Origin of the sequence: Bacillus sp. DU-106 (genome assembly GCF_004799705.1) — a bacterium.
Classification (GTDB): Bacteria; Bacillota; Bacilli; order Bacillales; family Bacillaceae_G; genus Bacillus_A; species Bacillus_A cereus.
The window spans coordinates 5,394,840-5,415,320 of record NZ_CP026607.1 but is presented as its reverse complement, the minus strand read 5'-3'; the positions used below and the strand labels follow the sequence as shown (position 1 = coordinate 5,415,320).

The window sequence follows — 20,481 nt, the reverse complement described above, 5'->3', positions numbered from 1 at the left end:
TAAAAACGTCGTTTGTATATGAGATAGGGTTTTCGACAAAAAAAGCAAATGTGGACAACTATTTACCCACATGTGATTAAAACTGTCCACATGTTATACACAAATTGTGGATAAGATAAAGATGTGGAAAACTTATTCAAAGTGAAAACACAACTATAATATCAAAAAAAAGTGGCTATAGCAATGAATTTAAGAAAGTTATCCACAAAATCAATACCTTGTGGAATAAACTTGTCCACAACACGATATACTGTGTAAAAGTGCGAAAAAAGTTTGTGGATATAAAAAGCGCGAAAAAATATTTATCCACAAGGAAATATAGGTGCTGTGAAAAAGTATGTGAATAGGTTCAAAATGAATATTTAATGAAAATTTCTAGAACCATTGACATTTTCCTAGTTAATTAACTATAATTTATAGGACTGTCTTTAACAGATATTCCTCAGGGAGGTGTCATATAATGAAAAGAACTTACCAACCAAATAAACGTAAGCGCAGCAAAGTACATGGTTTCCGCAGCCGTATGAGCACAGCGAACGGACGTAAAGTGCTAGCAGCTCGTCGTCGTAAAGGAAGAAAAGTATTATCTGCGTAGACCACTGATCGTTCAGTGGTCTTTTTTTCTAATAATAGTGAATTTCCGCTGATGAAATACAGGAGTGTCAATTGATATGAAGAAAAAACATCGTATAAAGAAGAATGATGAATTCCAGGCGGTTTTTCAAAAAGGAAAATCAAATGCAAATCGTCAGTTTGTTGTATACCAATTAGATAAAGAAGAACAGCCAAACTTTCGCATCGGCCTTTCTGTTAGCAAGAAAATAGGAAATGCAGTAGTTCGTAATCGAATTAAGCGCATGGTCCGTCAGGCTATTACAGAGTTAAAAGATGAGATAGCTTCTGGAAAAGATTTTGTTATAATAGCAAGGAAGCCTTGTGCAGAGATGACATATGAAGAAGTAAAGAAAAGCTTAATTCATGTCTTTAAACGCTCTGGTATGAAAAGAATAAAAAAGTAGCGTAAGGAAATGAATTACACTATATACATACCGATACAAGGAGGAGTAGGCTTTGAAAAAGAAATTAGGTTTACTAGCCATGCTTATTGCATTAATGGCGATTACTGCTGGCTGTAGTGAAGTAAATCAGCCAATTACACCAAAAAGCACTGGAATTTGGAATGAATACTTCGTATACCCGCTTTCTCAGTTAATCACGTATTTTGCAAACTTATTTAACAGTAATTATGGTTTAGCAATTGTTGTTACGACTCTTATCATTCGTTTTGCGTTATTACCATTAATGATTAAACAAACGAAGAGTACGAAAGCGATGCAAGCGTTACAACCGGAAATGGTGAAGTTAAAAGAGAAATATAGCTCTAAAGATCAAGCGACACAGCAAAAACTGCAGCAAGAAATGATGCAGTTATACCAAAAAAATGGTGTAAATCCATTAGCTGGTTGTTTACCAATCTTTATTCAAATGCCAATTCTGTTCGCTTTTTATCATGCAATTATGAGAACAGCTGAAATTAAACAACATAGTTTCTTATGGTTCGATTTAGGACATGCAGACCCGTTCTATATCTTACCAGTCGTTGCAGCAATTACGACATTTATTCAGCAAAAGCTTGCAATGGCAGGAACAGCTGGTCAAAATCCACAAATGGCAATGATGCTTTGGCTTATGCCGATTATGATTTTAATCTTTGCAATTAACTTCCCAGCTGCATTATCACTTTACTGGGTTGTTGGTAATATCTTTGGTATTGCTCAAATGTACTTTATTAAAGGGCCAGAGATTAAGGCTAGTAAGGCTGATAAAGCTGGAGGCTCAAGCAAGTGAGTGTAATTACTGCTAAAGGACAAACAGTCGAGCTGGCAGTAGAGGATGCTTTAAGGCAATTAAATACATCAAAAGATCGAGTAGATATAAATATTGTCGATGAGGGTAAAAGGGGATTCTTAGGTTTATTTGGGAATCGCCCTGCAGTAGTAGAAGTTGTATTGAAGAAAGATCCAATTCAAGAATGTGAAGAATATTTAAGAAATGTTATTCACGATATGGGTGTGGAAGTCGAGATTAGTAAAATTGTAAAAGGACGCGAAATCGAATTCACAATTTCTGGTGATAATGTAGGTGTTTTAATTGGAAAAAGAGGTAATACATTGAACTCTTTACAGTATTTAACAAAACTTGTCGCGAATCGTAACACGAAGCAGTATATCGGTATTACACTAGATGCTGAAAATTATCGTAGTAAAAGAAAAAGTACGTTAGAATCACTTTCTTATCGATTAGCGAAACAAGTATTTAATACGAAAAAAAGAGTTATTTTAGAACCGATGCCATCTTTTGAACGAAAAATTATTCATCAGGCATTATCAAATCATCAAGGTATCAATACAACTTCTGAAGGAAATGAACCACATCGGCATGTTGTAATATCTCCTAAATGACCGGTTGCTCAAATGAGTGCCGGTTTTTTTGAGCGGAAAATAGATGTGGATAACTAAAAAACACTAAACTTATCCACTGTGAATAAGTTTAGTGTTTTTTACATGGGGATATAATAAAATGAGTTATTCTTCTTTTGTAGATAGGTTCGTTATGGTATCCTAATAATTTAGTGAAAGAAATAATCATGTTGAAATAGAGATAAATAAGCAAGTGAGGTGAAAGGACATGGAATTTGATACAATTGCTGCGATTTCCACAGCGCTTGGAGAGGGTGCAATTGCCATTGTTCGAGTAAGTGGGGATGATGCGGTTGAGAAAGTTGATCGTATTTTTAAGGGGAAGGATTTAACAGAGGTTCCTTCTCACACTATTCATTATGGTCATATTGTTGATTTAGATACAAATCAAGTTATTGAAGAAGTTATGGTGTCTATTATGCGCGCACCAAGGACTTTTACACGTGAAAATATAGTGGAAATTAACTGTCACGGTGGACTTGTTTCAGTAAATAAAGTATTGCAACTTATTCTAGCACAAGGAGTACGATTGGCAGAACCGGGCGAATTTACAAAACGTGCTTTTTTAAATGGACGTATCGACTTATCACAAGCAGAAGCTGTTATGGATTTGATTCGAGCAAAAACAGATCGTGCGATGAATGTAGCAATTAATCAAATGGAAGGGCGATTATCTAAATTAATTGGTCTTTTGCGTCAAGAAATATTAGAAACATTAGCTCATGTTGAGGTAAATATAGATTATCCAGAATACGATGATGTAGAAGAGATGACACATAATATTTTAATTGAGAAAGCGACGCATGTTCGTTCGGAAATCGAAAAAATATTAGAAACATCAAAACAGGGGAAAATTTTACGTGAAGGTATTGCTACAGCAATTATCGGTAGACCTAACGTTGGGAAATCATCGTTATTAAATAGTCTTGTTCAGGAGAAAAAGGCAATTGTAACTGATATTGCAGGAACAACTCGTGATGTTATTGAAGAGTACGTTAACGTGCGTGGTGTACCTCTTAAACTTATAGATACAGCCGGTATTCGGGAGACAGAAGATGTTGTTGAACGAATTGGTGTGGAACGTTCAAAAGAAATGATGAGCCAAGCGGATTTAGTATTAGTTGTTGTCAACTATAGCGAGGCTTTAACAAATGAGGATGAAGATCTATTCCGTGCGGTACAAGGAAAAGACTTTATTGTTATTGTGAATAAGACTGATTTACCGCAAGCGATTGATATGGAACGTGTTACAGAGTTAGCCGCGGGAAATCGTGTTATTACAACATCCTTAATTGAGGAACAAGGAATAGATGAACTCGAAAAGGCAATAGCTGATTTATTCTTTGAAGGAACAATCGATTCTGCAGATATGACATATGTTTCTAATGCGAGACATATTGGATTATTAACACAAGCAGGAAAAACAATCGGTGATGCAGTTGAGGCGATTGAAAATGGTGTACCAATTGATATGGTACAAATTGATTTAACAAGAACGTGGGAAATACTTGGTGAAATTACTGGGGACACAGTGCATGAAAGCTTAATTGACCAGTTGTTCTCTCAATTTTGTTTAGGAAAATAATATAGTGAAGTTGTAGAAAGATAGAGATTATTAGGAGGAATAAACAATGGGATACAATGCCGGTTCATACGATGTCATAGTAATCGGTGCAGGTCATGCAGGATGTGAAGCTGGTCTTGCGGCAGCACGAATGGGCTCAAAAACATTAATGTTAACAATTAACTTGGATATGGTAGCATTCATGCCATGTAACCCTTCTGTTGGTGGACCAGCAAAAGGGATTGTTGTTCGTGAAATTGATGCATTAGGCGGAGAAATGGGACGTAATATTGATAAAACTCATATTCAAATGCGTATGCTAAATACAGGTAAGGGACCAGCCGTACGTGCACTTCGAGCGCAAGCTGATAAATTCGCTTACCAACATGAATTAAAGAAAACAATTGAAGAAACACCAAACTTAACGTTGTTCCAAGGAATGGTAGAGCGTTTAATCGTTGAAGAAGGTGTATGTAAAGGGGTAGTTACACAAGCTGGTGCAGAATATACAGCAAAAACCGTTGTAATTACAACTGGAACATTTTTACGCGGCGAGATTATCATGGGTGACTTAAAATATTCAAGCGGTCCAAATAATCAGCAACCGTCTATTACATTATCTGAGCATTTAGAGGAACTTGGATTTGATCTTGTTAGATTTAAAACAGGGACACCTCCGCGTGTAAACAGTAATACAATTGACTACAGTAAAACAGAAATTCAACCAGGTGATGATAAGCCACGTGCGTTCTCTTTTGAAACAACGAAATTTATTATGGATCAAATTCCATGTTGGTTGACATATACAAGTACAGAAACACACCATTTAATAGATGAAAATTTACATCGTTCAGCTATGTATTCTGGTATGATTAAAGGAACAGGCCCTAGATACTGTCCTTCTATTGAAGACAAAGTAGTAAGATTTAATGATAAACCACGCCATCAAATTTTCTTAGAGCCAGAAGGGCGTAATACACAAGAAGTATATGTACAAGGTTTATCCACAAGCTTACCAGAAGATGTACAACGTGACATGCTTAGAACAATTCCAGGCCTAGAAAATGTTGAAATGATGCGTACAGGTTATGCAATTGAATATGATGCAATTGTGCCAACACAACTATGGCCAACACTTGAAACGAAAAAGATTAAAAATTTATATACAGCAGGACAAATTAATGGAACTTCTGGTTACGAAGAGGCGGCAGGACAAGGGCTTATGGCTGGAATTAATGCAGCATGCCGTTCTTTAGGTAAAAAAGAAGTTGTTTTAGGTCGCGAGGATGCTTATATTGGCGTCTTAATTGATGATCTTGTAACGAAAGGTACAAATGAACCATATCGTTTATTAACGTCTCGTGCAGAATACCGTCTATTATTACGCCACGATAATGCTGATCTTCGTTTAACTGAAGTTGGTCGTGAAATTGGATTAATTAAAGAAGAGCGCTATGAGCGATTTACAAATAAAAAATTACAAATTGAACAGGAAAAGGAACGTTTAAGCAGCATTATTATTAAACCACGTCCTGAAGTTCAAGAATTAATTCGCAATATTGGCGGAAGTGAATTGAAAGATGGAATACGTGCAAGTGACTTATTACGTCGTCCAGAGATGACATATGAGCATATTCATCTTTTAGTACCAAGTGAAGTAGAATTAAGTGATGAAGTTAAAGAACAAGTTGAAATTCAGATTAAGTATGAAGGGTATATTGAAAAATCTTTACAGCAAGTAGAGCGTATGAAGAAAATGGAGAGTAAAAAAATCCCTGTAGATATTGATTATGATGCGATTTCTAGCCTTGCTTCAGAAGCTAGACAGAAATTGAAAGATGTTCGTCCACTTTCAATGGGGCAGGCTTCACGTATTTCTGGCGTAAATCCAGCGGATATTTCCATTTTACTTGTGTATATAGAACAAGGAAAAATTGCACGCGTATCGAACCAATAAATAGTAAGGAGATATTGCTAGATGAACATAGAACAATTTCAATCTATGCTAGAAGAGAAGGGAATCACCCTCTCTTCTAGACAGTTAGAGCAGTTCAAAATCTACTTTGAAACATTAGTAGAGTGGAATGAAAAAATGAACTTAACGGCTATTACAGAAAAAGAAGAAGTATATTTAAAACACTTTTTTGATTCCATTACAGCTGCTTTTTATTATGATTTTTCAAAACCATTCTCAATTTGCGATGTTGGTGCAGGGGCTGGATTCCCAAGTATTCCTTTAAAAATTTGTTTCCCGCATTTAAAAGTAACAATTGTAGATTCGTTGCAAAAACGTATTAATTTCTTAAATCACTTAGCCCAAAAGTTAGAATTAAGTGATGTTGCATTTTGTCACGATCGTGCTGAAACATTTGGGAAAAAAGAAGGTGTACGTGAATCATACAATATTGTAATGGCACGTGCAGTTGCGCGTCTTTCTGTATTAAGTGAGCTATGTTTACCGCTTGTAAAAGTTGGAGGAACATTCATTGCAATGAAAGGTGCAGCAGCAAACGAAGAAATTGAAAATGGCAAGTATGCTTTAGAGGTGCTAGGCGGAGAGTTAAAAGAGATGTCTACGTTCCAATTGCCATTTGAAGAGAGTGAACGTAATATTTTATTAATCGAGAAAAAGCGCAAGACACCAAAGAAATATCCACGCAAACCGGGAACACCCAATAAATTACCTATTGAAAAATAAATCTTATTAGACGTAAGATTAAATTATATAAATGAAAACGTAAATGTTTCATAGGAAACATTTTATGGAGAATAGTCAATAGGCCTAAAAGGTGGTGGAATATGTATGAAAAATACGTTTTCTCGTTTATTTGGCTTTGGAGATAAAGAGAGCGAATTCGAATTACAAGACGAAAGCCATGAAGAGATAGATAAAAAGGTATATGAAGAAATACAAGAAATTCCGATAGTAAATATTACCCCTAACCGTTATCAACCAAGAACAGTTTTTGATGATGCGCGTATTGATGAGCTAGCATTAACAATTCGTACACATGGACTTATTCAACCGATTGTTGTAAGGCAATATGAGGATGATAAGTACGAGATTATTGCTGGAGAAAGACGTTTTCGCGCGGCAACAAAGTTAGGTTGGGAAAAGGTTCCTGCAATTATAAAGAATTTAAATGATACAGAGACAGCTTCTGTAGCTTTAATTGAAAACTTGCAACGTGAGGAACTAACGGCAATCGAGGAAGCTGTGGCATATCAAAAGCTGATTGAGTTACATAATTTAACACAAGAAGCATTGGCACAACGACTTGGAAAAGGACAATCTACAATCGCAAATAAGTTGCGCTTGTTAAAGTTGCCTGAAGAAATAAAAAGTGCATTATTAGAAAAAAGCATTACAGAACGTCATGCCCGCGCTCTCATTCCTTTAAAAAATGAGGAATTACAACTGAAGGTTTTACAGGAAATTGTTGAGAAACAACTAAATGTAAAGCAAACAGAAGAACGAATTGCGAAGTTACTAGAGGAAGCGAAACCGAAGCGTAAGGCAAAGCAAAAAGCAGTAAGTCGAGATACGAGGATTGCTATGAATACAATTAGACAATCTTTACAAATGGTTACTGAAAGTGGTTTGAATGTTAATTCTGAGGAAGAAGAATTTGATGAGTACTATCAAATTACAATTAAAATTCCAAAGAAAAAATAATAATGACGTGCTAGAGACCTTATCCTATTGGAGAGGTCTCTTTTACTATATTTTCTTGTTAAATGAAGAAGGAGTTTAGAAATAAATTTTGAAGTTTAATAAAGGACGTAAAAGAAAAAGTTTTATTTCATGTTACAATAAACGTAATTGTTACTAGAATAAGATAGAAAGGTTGAAAGTAGGTGACATCATGGGAAAAATCATTGCTATTGCTAATCAAAAAGGCGGTGTTGGAAAAACAACAACATCTGTTAATTTAGGGGCTGGATTGGCGCAAGTAGGTAAAAAAGTCCTTCTTGTAGATATTGATGCTCAAGGAAATGCAACGACTGGTGTGGGAATTGAAAAATCTGAATTAGATCAATGTATTTACAACGTTCTTGTGGAAGATGCAGATGTTCAAGGGGTTATACAGAAAACCGCAACTGAAAACTTAGATGTTCTACCCGCTACAATTCAATTGGCTGGTGCTGAAATTGAATTGGTACCGACTATTTCCCGGGAAGTACGTTTGCAAAGAGCATTACAGCCAGTTCGTGATGAATATGACTATATTATTATCGACTGTCCCCCATCTTTAGGGTTATTAACGATTAATGCATTAACAGCAGCAGATTCTGTTATTATTCCTGTACAGTGTGAATATTACGCACTAGAAGGGTTAAGTCAGCTATTAAATACAGTTCGACTTGTACAAAAACATTTAAATAAAAATTTAGCAATTCAAGGTGTATTGTTAACAATGTTGGATGCCCGTACAAATTTAGGGATTCAAGTTATAGATGAAGTGAAAAAGTATTTTAGGGATAAAGTATATCGCTCGATTATTCCGCGTAATGTACGCTTGAGCGAGGCTCCAAGTCATGGGAAACCTATTATGCAGTATGACGCTAAATCAAGAGGAGCAGAAGTGTATATAGATTTAGCAGAGGAAGTGATTGCAGGTGGCTAAAGGATTAGGAAGAGGAATTAATGTGTTTTTTCCTGATTTAGATGTGAAAGAAGAGGAAACAATTCAGGAGATTCTTGTAACTGAATTAAGGCCGAATCCATATCAACCGCGTAAACACTTTAATAAAGAGGCGATTCAGGAATTAGCAATTTCGATTAAGGAACACGGTATTCTACAACCATTAATTGCTAGGAAGAGTATTAAAGGATATGAAATTGTTGCAGGTGAAAGACGATTTCGTGCTGCAAAAGAGGCTGGTTTAGAAAAAGTACCTGCGGTTGTAAGACAATTAACTGAACAGCAAATGATGGAATTTGCTTTGTTAGAAAACTTACAACGAGAAGATTTAAATCCTATGGAAGAGGCAATGGCATACCAGATGTTAATGAATGAGCTAAATGTAACGCAAGAACAATTAGCGAAACGTCTTGGTAAAAGCAGACCTTACATTGCAAATTATACTCGGTTATTAAGCTTACCTTCTTTCGTACAAGATATGATTGCAAATGGTCAACTTTCAATGGCTCATGGGAGAACTTTACTTACGATAAAAGATGAAGAACAATTGAAGTCCTTATTGAAACGCATTGAAAAAGAAGGATTAAATGTTCGTCAATTAGAGAAAATCGTCCAAGAGATTAATCAACACGTTTCACGTGAAACAAAAAAAGTGAAAAAAGAGCGAAATATATTTTTCGTAGAACGTGAAACGTTCTTAAGAGAAAAGTTTGGCACAGATGTGAAAATTAAAGAGACGAAAAAAGAAAAAGGTAAAATCGAAATTGAATTTTTTAATAAAGAAGATTTAAATCGTATTTTAGAACTATTAGCACAGAAAAATTAAAAAGCAAACCATCTTATTATTTATAGATGGTTTGCTTTTTTTAATGCGGATAATTTTTGATCCGTCTCTTTTATACTTTTTGCGATTACATCAGCCATTTTCATGACTAAACTTAATCTTGTATTTTGAAGAACGAAAAACTCCATAAACCCATTTAGATTGACGATACCGTGTATGTGCAAATCACCAACTGCAGGTAATTTCTTATTCATAGCAGCCCCAGGTTTACTAGGTCCCTTTCCAGTAGTGATTGATCCGATATTTTGGGACTTTCCTAAACATGCATCAACAGCAATTATAAATGCAGTAGGATATTCTTTCTGTATATTCTGAATTTTCTCTTCTAAATTTAGCGCATGTACTGGCTCATCTAGTGTACCGAATACTTGGAGGTTTTGGATGTCTATTTGTTCAAGTTTTGTACCAACTAATGGGCCGAGTGCGTCACCTGTAGAGCGATCTGTGCCGATACAAACGAGAATGAGTGGTATATTAGTTTTAATAGGAATATGGGTAAGTAAGAAATTACTGATTATTTCAGAGGCTTCTAGATCTTGGTGCATAACGTTTTGAGTTTCTTTCTCAAAAAATGGTAAGCGAAAACTTCCAATATTCATGAAGCACCCATCCTTTTAATAAATTTTCAATATATGTTATATGGTGAGGAAAATGGAAAGTTATAAGTGCGTAATTTTTGCAAAATGTGAATGAAAACGGAAATAATAGTACTAGTATATATATATTCGTTCCATTTTATACCTGGATGTCGGGGATAAAATAGGATTAAAATCATAAAATTTTTTCAGCAATTAGGGGACTTCTGATACAATAATAAGGGTAACTAAAAAGAAATTTTAGCTAGAGAGGTAGAGGTACATGGATTTATTAGCGAAGTGGTTTAATTCTATGAAACAGTATTTATTAGATGCTGATCGTTGGGCTCATATTGGAGTTGCGACATTAAAAATATGTATTATTTTAACAATTGGTGCAGTTGTTGTGCGAATTGCAAGGGCGGTTGTACGAAATGCGTTTCGTATGGGGAGTCGTTCTCCAATTCAAATTTCAGAACGTCGTACAGTTACAGTAGCGAAATTACTTGAAAATATTGTAGCGTACGTTGTTATGTTCATTATGCTAATTGCGATTTTAGGTGTATTTGATATTAATGCATCAGGTTTATTAGCGGGTGCTGGGGTAATTGGTTTAGCAGTCGGATTTGGTGCTCAAAGTTTAGTGAAAGACGTTATTACAGGTTTATTTATTTTGTTAGAAGATCAGTTTTCAGTTGGCGATTATGTTAAAATCGGTCAATTTGAAGGAGTCGTTTTAGAAATTGGACTTCGTACAACGAAAGTAAAGAGTTGGACAGGTGAAATTCATACTTTACCAAATGGAAGTATTATTCAAGTTACTAACTACTCAGTTAGTAATAGTGTAGCGTTTGTTGATGTATCTATTTCATATGAGGCTGATATTGCGAAAGCAGAGCAAGTTATTGAAGATTTATTAGTAGAATTACCTTCAAAGTACGAAAAAATGGTAACAACGCCTCAATTATTAGGTGTGCAAACATTAGCTGCATCAGAAGTTATATTACGTGTTATTGCTGAGGTAGAACCGATGCAACATGCAGTTATTGCAAGGGCACTTCGTAAAGAGATTAAAAATCGTCTTGATTTACATGGAATTGAAATTCCATATCCACGTATGGTTTTATATAATCGTGAAGAATTAGTTAGTGGAAAAGCAATTTAGTATGGAGAGGAGTTTGGAGAATGGAGCAAAAGGAATATAACTTGTATGATGTTGTGGAAATGAAGAAAGCCCATCCATGTGGCGAGAATCGTTGGAAAATTATTCGTATGGGAATGGATATCCGCATTAAGTGCGAGGGGTGTGACCATTCAGTAATGATTCCTCGAAGAGAGTTTGATCGTAAGGTGAAAAAAATACTTGTGAAGCACGAAGAATAGAGGGAGAGTAACAGTTACAGTAGGTAACTGTTACTTTTTTTCGTTTGGCGGAAACTTGTCATTTTTTTCGTTACTATCTATAATGATGAAAGATTGAGACATAGGAGTGAAAAATATGGGATTAACGGCTGGGATTGTTGGATTACCTAACGTAGGGAAGTCCACTTTATTTAATGCAATTACACAAGCAGGAGCAGAATCTGCGAACTATCCATTCTGTACAATTGATCCAAACGTAGGGATTGTAGAAGTACCAGATGAGCGTTTAAATAAATTAACGGAATTAGTAGAACCGAAAAAGACTGTTCCGACTGTATTCGAGTTTACTGATATTGCAGGTATCGTAAAAGGTGCTAGTAAAGGTGAAGGTTTAGGAAATAAATTCTTATCTCACATTCGTCAAGTAGATGCAATTTGCCAAGTTGTTCGTTGTTTTGAAGACGAAAATATTACGCACGTTTCAGGGAAAGTAGATCCAATTGATGATATTGAAACAATCAATTTAGAGCTAATTTTAGCGGATTTAGAGTCTGTTGATAAGCGTATCGAGCGTGTTGCGAAATTAGCAAGACAAAAAGATAAAGAAGCGGTATATGAGCATGAAATTTTAGTTCGTTTAAAAGAAGCTTTTGAAGAGGGAAAACCAGCTCGTACTGTTGAATTTACAGAAGAGCAGATGAAGATTGTTAAAGGCCTTCATTTACTTACAACAAAAGAAATGTTATACGTAGCGAATGTAAGTGAAGACGATATTATCGATCCTTCGGAAAATAAATACGTACAAATGGTAAAAGAATTTGCAGCAAATGAAAATTCTCAAGTAATCGTTGTATGTGCAAAAATTGAATCAGAAATCGCTGAATTAGACGAAGAAGAGAAAAAAGTATTCCTTGAAGAATTAGGAATTGAAGAGTCTGGTTTAGATCAATTAATTCGTGCAGCATATGACCTATTAGGACTTGCTACGTACTTTACAGCTGGCGTTCAAGAAGTACGTGCTTGGACATTTAAACAAGGAATGAAGGCACCACAATGTGCTGGTGTTATTCATACAGACTTTGAGCGTGGATTTATTCGTGCAGAAACAGTTTCTTACGATGATTTAATGACAAACGGTTCTATGACAGCTGCAAAAGAAGCTGGAAAAGTACGTTTAGAAGGAAAAGAATATATCGTAAAAGACGGAGATGTTATGCACTTCCGTTTTAACGTTTAATTTAATATTTCCTAGGAAAAATAAAGATATGAACTTGGCAAATATATTATATGTTTGCCAAGTTTTTTATGTATTGGTGAGTTGATTCATATAACTTACTATGATATAATCTAAACTCGTGAGTAATTACTATAAATTAATTGCTCCTTGCCCATTACGGGCCGTTTAGACCAAAAGGAGGTGAAAGTGTAATGAGAAAGTACGAAATTATGTACATCATTCGTCCTGGCGTTGAAGAAGAAGCTCAAAAAGCTTTAGTTGAACGTTTTGCAGGTGTTTTAACAAACAATGGTGCAGAAATCATTAACACGAAAGAGTGGGGTAAGCGTCGTTTAGCTTACGAAATCAACGACTTACGTGAAGGTTTCTACATGATCTTAAACGTGAAATCTAACGCAGAAGCGATTAACGAATTCGACCGTTTAGCTAAGATCAACGAAGACATCCTTCGTCATATCGTTGTTAAAGAAGAAGAAAAATAATTGATATATAAGGGAGAGTGGTTCGATTGATGAATCGTGTTATCCTCGTTGGTCGTTTAACTAAGGACCCTGACTTACGTTACACGCCCAATGGTGTCGCAGTAGCTACTTTTACGTTAGCTGTGAATCGCGCATTTGCCAATCAGCAAGGTGAGCGTGAAGCTGACTTTATTAATTGTGTAATATGGCGTAAACAAGCAGAAAACGTAGCAAATTATTTGAAAAAAGGTAGCTTAGCAGGCGTAGATGGGCGTCTTCAAACTCGTAATTACGAGGGACAAGATGGTAAACGTGTATACGTAACAGAAGTTCTTGCGGAAAGCGTGCAATTTTTAGAGCCGCGTAATGGCGGTGGGGAGCAACGTGGTTCATTTAATCAGCAACCATCAGGAGCTGGTTTCGGTAACCAAGGCTCTAACCCATTTGGTCAATCTAGTAATTCAGGTAACCAAGGTAACTCTGGATTTACGAAGAATGACGATCCATTTTCAAATGTAGGTCAACCGATCGACATTTCCGACGACGATTTACCGTTCTAATACAGTAAATTTGTTAGTTTTAACAAAGAATGGAGGGAAATAGACATGGCAGGACGCAAAGGTGGACGTGCGAAACGTCGTAAGGTGTGTTTCTTCACAGCTAACGGCATCACTCGCATTGACTATAAAGATGTTGATTTATTAAAACGTTTCGTTTCTGAGCGTGGTAAAATTTTACCTCGTCGTGTAACAGGAACAAGCGCAAAATACCAACGCAAACTTACAGTTGCAATTAAACGTGCTCGTCAAATGGCACTTTTACCATATGTTGGTGAATAATAGCGTATGAAATGCACAGTAGAGTCGGACTCTACTGTGCATTTTGCTATGCTTTTCTTTTTGAAAGAGAGGTTAAAATGTGAAACAAACAAAGTTTATTACAGAAGGTGCAGCATTATTAGCTATATATGCAATTTTATTGCTTATATCTATGTATGTTCCGATTTTGGGTACAGTTGTAACTTTTGCGTTGCCGTTACCATTTATACTATTAATGATAAGACATAAACTATCTAATGTGCTCGTGGTTTTTGTAGCAGCACTTTTTGTTACTATTATTGTGAGTCAACCGCTGAATTTAGTGAAGACAATTATGTTTGGATTGATAGGGATTGTTTTAGGATATATGTATAAAACAAGAAAAAAGCCAGTTGAAATCTTAATAGCGGGGACGCTTGCATACTTAATTGGTTTTGTACTTATTTATGTTGCGAGTATAAAGTTTTTCAACATAGATATAATGAAGCAAATGCAAAGTATGTTTAGTGAAAGTATGGCGAAAAGCGAAAAGATAGTAAGTGCTACAGGTATGCCGATTAGTAAGGAACAAAAAGAGCTACTTGCACAAATGAATGATATATTACAATCGTTACTTCCAAGTATACTTGTGCTAGTTTCAGTATGTTTTTCTTGGATTACAGTGATAATATCAGGTAGTGTTTTGAAAAAGTTAAAACATGAAGTTATATCTTGGCCTAAATTTAAAGATATACAATTACCAAAGAGTATTATTTGGTATTACGTTATATTTATTTTGTTAGCAACTTTTATAAAAGTAGAACCAACATCATATTTACATATGGTATTTTCTAACCTAAATGTCATATTTGCACTATTGCTTGTACTGCAAGGTCTGACATTTATCGCCTTTTTAGCGTATAGAAAAGGTTTTACTAAAGGGGTTCCTATTATTAGTTTTATTGCATGCATGTTTATTCCGATGCTGTTTCCTCTTGTGACAATCTTAGGTATAATTGACTTAGGGATTTCATTGCGTTCTAAAATAGGGGGATAAAATAATATTCCTTATACTATTTTAATCTGTTTAACTAACTGGAAGGTAAGTTAGTTTTACTTTATAGGAGTTGTATACATGCCTGAATTTGATAAGAAACAGTGGTTTTTATATCCTGTTTATGTATTGGCATTTTTTGTGTTTGTGCTCATTTCAATTCTCTGTTATTTTCATTTAATTATGGGTATAGCTGCTTTTGTCATTTTTTGTATCGTATTCTTTATCGTTATACGATTTGAACTTAATTTTCAAAGGAATTTCGAAAAGCATACGACAGATATGATTACAAGAGTAAAGAAAGTAAGTAATGAAGCATTTAACCAAATGCCGATTGGTATTTTGTTATACAATAAGGATTATGGGATTGATTGGGCAAATCCTTATTTATCTTCATGTCTGGGACAGCACGCATTAGCTGGATGGCACCTTTACGATGTATCAGAAACATTACTTCTTTTCATTAAAGGAGAAACTTCTGATGATATAGTCTCTTTAAATAATCGAAAGTTTCGCGTTTTTGTAAGGAAAGAAGAAAAGTTAATTTATTTCTTTGATGTAACGGAACAAACAGAAATCGAAAAGATGTACGAGGATCAAAGGACTGTTTTAGCTGTCATCTATTTGGATAATTATGATGAAGTTACACAAGGATTAGATGATCAATTACGTACGAATATAACAAGTCTTGTGACATCGCGACTAAATGAATGGGCACTTAAGTATGGTGCTTATTTAAAACGTGCATCTTCAGAAAGATTCTTCGTTGTGCTAAATGAAAGTATTTTGACGCAGATGGAGAAAGGGAAATTTAGCATTTTAGATCAGGTGCGTGAAGAAACATCTAAAAGGAATATACCACTTACATTAAGTGTGGGTGTCGGATCAGGTGATTTACCTTTATCAGAGCTTGGAGCAATGGCTCAATCTGGTTTAGATCTTGCGCTTGGGCGTGGGGGAGACCAAGTAGCTATTAAACAAGCGACAGGTAAAGTTAAGTTCTATGGAGGTAAGACAAATCCGGTTGAAAAACGTACCCGTGTACGCGCCAGGGTCATTTCGCATGCGTTAAAGGATTTAGTATTAGAAAGTAGTAATGTCATTATTATGGGGCATAGGGCTCCCGATATGGACGCAATTGGTGCTGCGATTGGTATTTTAAAAGTGGCTCAATTAAATGAGCGTAAAGGATATATTGTGTTAGATGAAAATGATTCCGATAAAGGAATTAAGCGTTTGATGGACAAAGTGAAACAAAATGAGGAGTTATGGTCTCATTTTATTACTCCAGAGCAAGCGATGGAATTTGCAAATGATGAGTCGTTACTTGTTGTTGTCGATACGCATAAACCTTCTATGGTGATGGAGCAAAAACTGTTACATAAAATTGAAAATGTAGTAGTTATTGATCATCATCGCCGTGGAGAAGATTTTATTGAAGACCCATTGCTAGTTTATATGGAACCATATGCTTCTTCAACGGCAGAATTGGTTACAGAATTACTTGAGTATCAACCTAAAAATTTAAAGATGACAATGTTAGAAGCGACGGCATTGTTAGCGGGTATTATTGTCGACACGAAAAGTTTCACATTCCGGACAGGGGCTCGTACATTTGATGCTGCTTCTTATTTACGCTCACATGGTGCAGATACTGTACTTGTACAAGAACTTTTAAAGGAAGATATGGATCAGTATTTACGGGTTGCAAAAGCTATAAAAAATGCGTACATTTATAAAAATGGAATTGCGATTGCTAAAGTTGATAGTGATGATTACTACGATCAAGTGCTTATTGCGCAATCGGCAGACACGTTATTAACGATGACAGGGATTATTGCATCATTTGTTGTTGCGAAACGTGGCGAGAATCTCATTGGAATTAGCAGCAGGTCTTTAGGTGAAGTGAATGTGCAGCTAATTATGGAAAACTTAGGCGGTGGCGGGCATTTGACGAATGCAGCCACACAGATGAAAAATGTTACAGTAGATGAAGCTGAGGAGAAGCTTCGATTTGTTATTGATGACTATTTACAGGGAGGCACACAATCATGAAAGTAATTTTTCTAAAAGACGTAAAAGGTAAAGGTAAAAAAGGAGAAGTAAAAAACGTACCAGATGGCTATGCAAACAACTTCTTACTAAAACAAGGATTAGCTGCTGAAGCAACAAATAGCAGTATGAAAACTTTAGAAGCTCAAAAGCGTAAAGAAGAAAAAGATGCAGCAGCAGAGCTTGAAAATGCAAAAGAGTTAAAAGAGACTTTAGAGAAATTAACTGTAGAATTAAAGGCGAAATCTGGAGAAGGTGGCCGTTTATTTGGTTCTATCACAAGCAAACAAATCGTAGATGCAATGCAAAAATCACACAAGATTAAACTTGATAAACGTAAATTTGAAATGGACGATGCAATCCGCGCGTTAGGTTATACAAACGTTACTGTGAAATTGCATCCACAAGTAACAGCAACAGTAAAAGTTCATGTTAGTGAACAATAAAAATAAATTAAGCAAGGAGGATTGCGTATGAGTGATGTACTTGCTGATCGTACCCCTCCGCATAATATAGAGGCTGAGCAGGCGGTTTTAGGGGCCATATTGATTGATCAAGATGCGTTAACTTCAGCATCAGAGTTATTGGTACCTGATTCGTTCTATCGAACGAAACATCAAAAGATTTTTGAAGTCATGCTTGGGCTATCTGATAAGGGAGAGCCGATCGACTTAGTAATGATGACATCAGCAATGGCTGATCAAGGATTACTAGAAGAGGTTGGTGGGGTTTCTTACTTAGCAGAGTTAGCAGAAGTTGTGCCAACTGCAGCTAACGTAGAATATTACGCACGCATCATCGCTGAAAAGGCGCTTTTACGTCGTTTAATTCGCACGGCGACTCATATTGTATCGGATGGATACGAGAGAGAAGATGATGTGGATGGTCTTTTAAACGAGGCTGAGAAAAAAATATTAGAAGTATCCCATCAAACGAATGCAAAAGCATTCCAAAACATTAAAGATGTTCTTGTAGATGCTTATGACAAAATTGAACTTTTGCATAATCAAAAGGGTGAAGTTACTGGGATACCAACTGGGTTTACTGAATTAGATAAGATGACAGCAGGTTTTCAACGAAATGATTTAATTATCGTGGCAGCACGTCCATCAGTAGGGAAAACGGCATTTTCATTAAATATTGCACAAAACGTAGCGACGAAAACGGATGAAAATGTAGCGATTTTTAGTTTGGAGATGGGTGCTGATCAGCTTGTTATGCGTATGCTTTGTGCAGAAGGGAATATTGATGCACAAAGACTTCGTACTGGTTCATTAACTTCCGATGATTGGGCAAAATTAACAATGGCAATGGGGAGTCTCTCAAATGCTGGTATATATATTGATGATACGCCAGGTATTAAAGTAAATGAGATTCGAGCAAAATGCCGTAGATTAAAGCAAGAACAAGGTCTTGGTATGATTTTGATTGACTATTTGCAGCTTATTCAAGGAAGTGGGAAATCAGGAGAAAACCGTCAGCAGGAAGTATCTGAGATTTCTCGTACCTTAAAAGGGATTGCGCGTGAATTGCAAGTGCCTGTTATTGCTTTATCACAGTTATCTCGTGGTGTAGAATCTCGTCAAGATAAACGCCCGATGATGTCTGATATTCGTGAATCTGGAAGTATTGAGCAGGATGCTGATATTGTAGCTTTCCTATATCGTGAAGACTACTATGATCGAGAAACGGAAAACAAAAATACAATTGAAATTATTATTGCAAAACAACGTAACGGTCCAGTAGGTTCAGTGGAACTTGCATTCGTCAAAGAGTTCAATAAGTTCGTTAACTTAGAACGTCGTTTTGAGGATGGACATGCTCCACCGGCATAAAGGCAGTATAAAAAAGAAACACATTTCTTATAATAAGATGTGTTTCTTTTTTTTTTTAAGAAAGATAAGGCTTTCATAAGTTAAATATATAATTCTTACGAACGAAAATGTTTTTTTGTGAAAAAATGTTCGCTTTTCGGTTGACTTCTCTTTCGGTTTTGGTACAATTATATTGTTTGAATAGATCGTTTGAAAATTGCGGAGGTGCTTTAATAATGTCTTCAGTAGTAGTTGTAGGAACACAATGGGGCGACGAAGGAAAAGGTAAAATCACTGATTTTCTTTCTGAGCATGCGGAAGTAGTTGCAAGATATCAAGGTGGAAATAACGCGGGACATACAATTGTTTTCGGCGGAGTTAAATATAAATTACACTTAATTCCATCTGGTATTTTCTATAAAGAGAAAATTTGTGTAATCGGAAACGGATTAGTAGTAGATCCAAAAGCATTACTTGAAGAGTTAAAATACTTACACGATCGTGGTGTAAGTACTGATAATTTACGTGTAAGTAACCGTGCACATGTTATTTTACCTTACCACTTAAAACAAGATGAGTTAGAAGAAGCAAGTAAAGGTGATAACAAAATCGGTACAACGAAAAAAGGTATCGGTCCTGCATATATGGATAAAGCTGCTCGTATTGGTATTCGTATGGCTGATCTTTTAGACCGTGAAGCATTTAAAGAGAAGCTTGAGCGTAATTTAGTAGAAAAAAATCGTTTATTTGAAAAAATGTACGATACAGAAGGTTTCACTGTAGAAGAAATTTTCGAAGAGTACTTCGAGTACGGGCAACAAATCGCGCAATATGTATGTGATACGTCTGTTGTATTAAATGATGCATTAGATAATAATCACCGTGTATTATTTGAAGGTGCGCAAGGTGTTATGCTTGATATTGACCACGGTACGTACCCGTTCGTTACATCTTCTAACCCAATTGCTGGTGGTGTAACAGTTGGAACTGGAGTTGGTCCTGCGAAAGTTACTCGCGTTGTAGGTGTATGTAAAGCATATACAAGCCGCGTTGGTGATGGTCCATTCCCTACTGAGCTTCATGATGAAATTGGTCATCAAATTCGTGAAGTTGGTCGCGAGTATGGAACGACAACTGGTCGTCCACGCCGCGTAGGTTGGTTCGATAGCGTTGTTGTAAGACATGCACGTCGTGTTAGTGGTTTAACGGATCTATCATTAAATTCTATCGACGTTTTAACAGGTATTCCAACTCTTAAAATTTGTGTAGCTTACAAATACAATGGCGAAGTTATTGATGAAGTTCCAGCTAACTTAAACATTTTAGCGAAATGTGAGCCTGTATATGAAGAGCTTCCAGGTTGGGAAGAAGATATTACTGGTGTAAAATCATTAGATGAACTTCCTGAAAATGCACGAAAATACGTAGAACGTGTTTCTGAGTTAACAGGAATTCAAATATCTATGTTCTCAGTTGGACCAGATCGTAACCAAACAAATATTGTACGTAACGTATACGAAGCTTAATTAACATTTTTTGAAAAAAAACTCATGTCTGCATGAGTTTTTTTCTTATTCTTTTATAAAAAAACAAAA

General features: G+C 35.8%; 22 protein-coding genes. 21 read left to right on the top strand and 1 reads right to left on the bottom strand.

Going from position 1 to position 20,481, the window contains the following annotated elements; translation table 11 throughout:
• Positions 1 to 460: 460 nt before the first annotated feature.
• The 10 genes from rpmH (at position 461) to spo0J (ending at position 9,516) form a co-directional block, all read left to right on the top strand.
• Positions 461 to 595 (top strand): 50S ribosomal protein L34, encoded by a 135-nt coding sequence (rpmH, locus tag C3Y97_RS27670; RefSeq protein ID WP_000831901.1) that lies wholly within the window; start codon positions 461 to 463, stop codon positions 593 to 595.
• Between the two features lie 76 nt (positions 596 to 671).
• On the top strand, positions 672 to 1,019 hold the full coding sequence (gene rnpA, locus C3Y97_RS27665; protein ID WP_000726619.1) for a ribonuclease P protein component: 348 nt from the start codon (positions 672 to 674) through the stop codon (positions 1,017 to 1,019).
• Positions 1,020 to 1,071: 52 nt separating this feature from the next.
• Complete coding sequence (gene spoIIIJ, locus C3Y97_RS27660; protein ID WP_017673752.1) at positions 1,072 to 1,848, top strand: YidC family membrane integrase SpoIIIJ; 777 nt, start codon at positions 1,072 to 1,074, stop codon at positions 1,846 to 1,848.
• Positions 1,845 to 2,462 carry an RNA-binding cell elongation regulator Jag/EloR gene (gene jag, locus C3Y97_RS27655; RefSeq protein WP_000111516.1) on the top strand — a complete coding sequence of 206 codons (618 nt, stop codon included), beginning with the start codon at positions 1,845 to 1,847 and terminating at the stop codon, positions 2,460 to 2,462. The genes spoIIIJ and jag overlap by 4 nt, the downstream gene beginning before the upstream one ends.
• Positions 2,463 to 2,688: 226 nt before the next feature.
• The gene (gene mnmE / locus C3Y97_RS27650; RefSeq protein ID WP_000393757.1) at positions 2,689 to 4,065 is read left to right on the top strand and encodes a tRNA uridine-5-carboxymethylaminomethyl(34) synthesis GTPase MnmE; all 1,377 of its coding nucleotides are present in this window, start codon (positions 2,689 to 2,691) and stop codon (positions 4,063 to 4,065) included.
• 46 nt (positions 4,066 to 4,111) lie between these two features.
• A complete protein-coding gene (mnmG, locus tag C3Y97_RS27645) occupies positions 4,112 to 6,001 on the top strand; it encodes a tRNA uridine-5-carboxymethylaminomethyl(34) synthesis enzyme MnmG (protein WP_136363727.1) in 1,890 nt (629 codons plus the stop codon).
• A 21-nt stretch (positions 6,002 to 6,022) separates the two neighbouring features.
• Positions 6,023 to 6,742: a 16S rRNA (guanine(527)-N(7))-methyltransferase RsmG gene (gene rsmG / locus C3Y97_RS27640; RefSeq protein WP_001019632.1), complete on the top strand. Its 720-nt coding sequence runs from the start codon at positions 6,023 to 6,025 to the stop codon at positions 6,740 to 6,742.
• 105 nt (positions 6,743 to 6,847) lie between these two features.
• The gene (gene noc, locus C3Y97_RS27635) at positions 6,848 to 7,720 is read left to right on the top strand and encodes a nucleoid occlusion protein (RefSeq protein WP_000799016.1); all 873 of its coding nucleotides are present in this window, start codon (positions 6,848 to 6,850) and stop codon (positions 7,718 to 7,720) included.
• 190 nt (positions 7,721 to 7,910) lie between these two features.
• On the top strand, positions 7,911 to 8,672 hold the full coding sequence (soj, locus tag C3Y97_RS27630) for a sporulation initiation inhibitor protein Soj (RefSeq protein ID WP_000516114.1): 762 nt from the start codon (positions 7,911 to 7,913) through the stop codon (positions 8,670 to 8,672).
• Positions 8,665 to 9,516 carry a stage 0 sporulation protein Spo0J gene (spo0J, locus tag C3Y97_RS27625; RefSeq protein WP_001051832.1) on the top strand — a complete coding sequence of 284 codons (852 nt, stop codon included), beginning with the start codon at positions 8,665 to 8,667 and terminating at the stop codon, positions 9,514 to 9,516. The genes soj and spo0J overlap by 8 nt, the downstream gene beginning before the upstream one ends.
• Before the next feature lie 20 nt (positions 9,517 to 9,536).
• Here spo0J and yyaC read toward each other — a convergent pair whose 3' ends face one another.
• Positions 9,537 to 10,133 (bottom strand): spore protease YyaC, encoded by a 597-nt coding sequence (gene yyaC / locus C3Y97_RS27620; protein ID WP_001020714.1) that lies wholly within the window; start codon positions 10,131 to 10,133, stop codon positions 9,537 to 9,539.
• A 259-nt stretch (positions 10,134 to 10,392) separates the two neighbouring features.
• On the opposite strand from yyaC, the gene C3Y97_RS27615 reads away from it, so the two are divergent.
• The 11 genes from C3Y97_RS27615 to C3Y97_RS27565 all read left to right on the top strand — a co-directional run bounded on the left by C3Y97_RS27615 (position 10,393) and on the right by C3Y97_RS27565 (position 20,412).
• A complete protein-coding gene (locus C3Y97_RS27615) occupies positions 10,393 to 11,274 on the top strand; it encodes a mechanosensitive ion channel family protein (RefSeq protein ID WP_000364814.1) in 882 nt (293 codons plus the stop codon).
• 20 nt (positions 11,275 to 11,294) lie between these two features.
• On the top strand, positions 11,295 to 11,492 hold the full coding sequence (locus tag C3Y97_RS27610; protein WP_000435485.1) for a DUF951 domain-containing protein: 198 nt from the start codon (positions 11,295 to 11,297) through the stop codon (positions 11,490 to 11,492).
• A gap of 115 nt (positions 11,493 to 11,607) precedes the next feature.
• Positions 11,608 to 12,708: a redox-regulated ATPase YchF gene (gene ychF / locus C3Y97_RS27605; protein ID WP_000524657.1), complete on the top strand. Its 1,101-nt coding sequence runs from the start codon at positions 11,608 to 11,610 to the stop codon at positions 12,706 to 12,708.
• Between the two features lie 191 nt (positions 12,709 to 12,899).
• Positions 12,900 to 13,190: a 30S ribosomal protein S6 gene (rpsF, locus tag C3Y97_RS27600; RefSeq protein WP_001233778.1), complete on the top strand. Its 291-nt coding sequence runs from the start codon at positions 12,900 to 12,902 to the stop codon at positions 13,188 to 13,190.
• Between the two features lie 26 nt (positions 13,191 to 13,216).
• A complete protein-coding gene (ssb, locus tag C3Y97_RS27595; RefSeq protein WP_000981966.1) occupies positions 13,217 to 13,729 on the top strand; it encodes a single-stranded DNA-binding protein in 513 nt (170 codons plus the stop codon).
• Between the two features lie 45 nt (positions 13,730 to 13,774).
• Entirely contained in the window at positions 13,775 to 14,008 is a 234-nt protein-coding gene (gene rpsR / locus C3Y97_RS27590; protein ID WP_000918873.1) for a 30S ribosomal protein S18, read from the top strand.
• A 79-nt stretch (positions 14,009 to 14,087) separates the two neighbouring features.
• Positions 14,088 to 15,023: a YybS family protein gene (locus tag C3Y97_RS27585; RefSeq protein ID WP_000814840.1), complete on the top strand. Its 936-nt coding sequence runs from the start codon at positions 14,088 to 14,090 to the stop codon at positions 15,021 to 15,023.
• 78 nt (positions 15,024 to 15,101) lie between these two features.
• Positions 15,102 to 17,075 carry a DHH family phosphoesterase gene (locus C3Y97_RS27580; RefSeq protein WP_001113785.1) on the top strand — a complete coding sequence of 658 codons (1,974 nt, stop codon included), beginning with the start codon at positions 15,102 to 15,104 and terminating at the stop codon, positions 17,073 to 17,075.
• Positions 17,072 to 17,518 (top strand): 50S ribosomal protein L9, encoded by a 447-nt coding sequence (gene rplI, locus C3Y97_RS27575; protein ID WP_000864228.1) that lies wholly within the window; start codon positions 17,072 to 17,074, stop codon positions 17,516 to 17,518. The genes C3Y97_RS27580 and rplI overlap by 4 nt, the downstream gene beginning before the upstream one ends.
• A gap of 27 nt (positions 17,519 to 17,545) precedes the next feature.
• The gene (dnaB, locus tag C3Y97_RS27570) at positions 17,546 to 18,907 is read left to right on the top strand and encodes a replicative DNA helicase (RefSeq protein ID WP_001286148.1); all 1,362 of its coding nucleotides are present in this window, start codon (positions 17,546 to 17,548) and stop codon (positions 18,905 to 18,907) included.
• Positions 18,908 to 19,122: 215 nt separating this feature from the next.
• On the top strand, positions 19,123 to 20,412 hold the full coding sequence (locus C3Y97_RS27565; protein WP_000100238.1) for an adenylosuccinate synthase: 1,290 nt from the start codon (positions 19,123 to 19,125) through the stop codon (positions 20,410 to 20,412).
• Positions 20,413 to 20,481 lie beyond the last annotated feature (69 nt).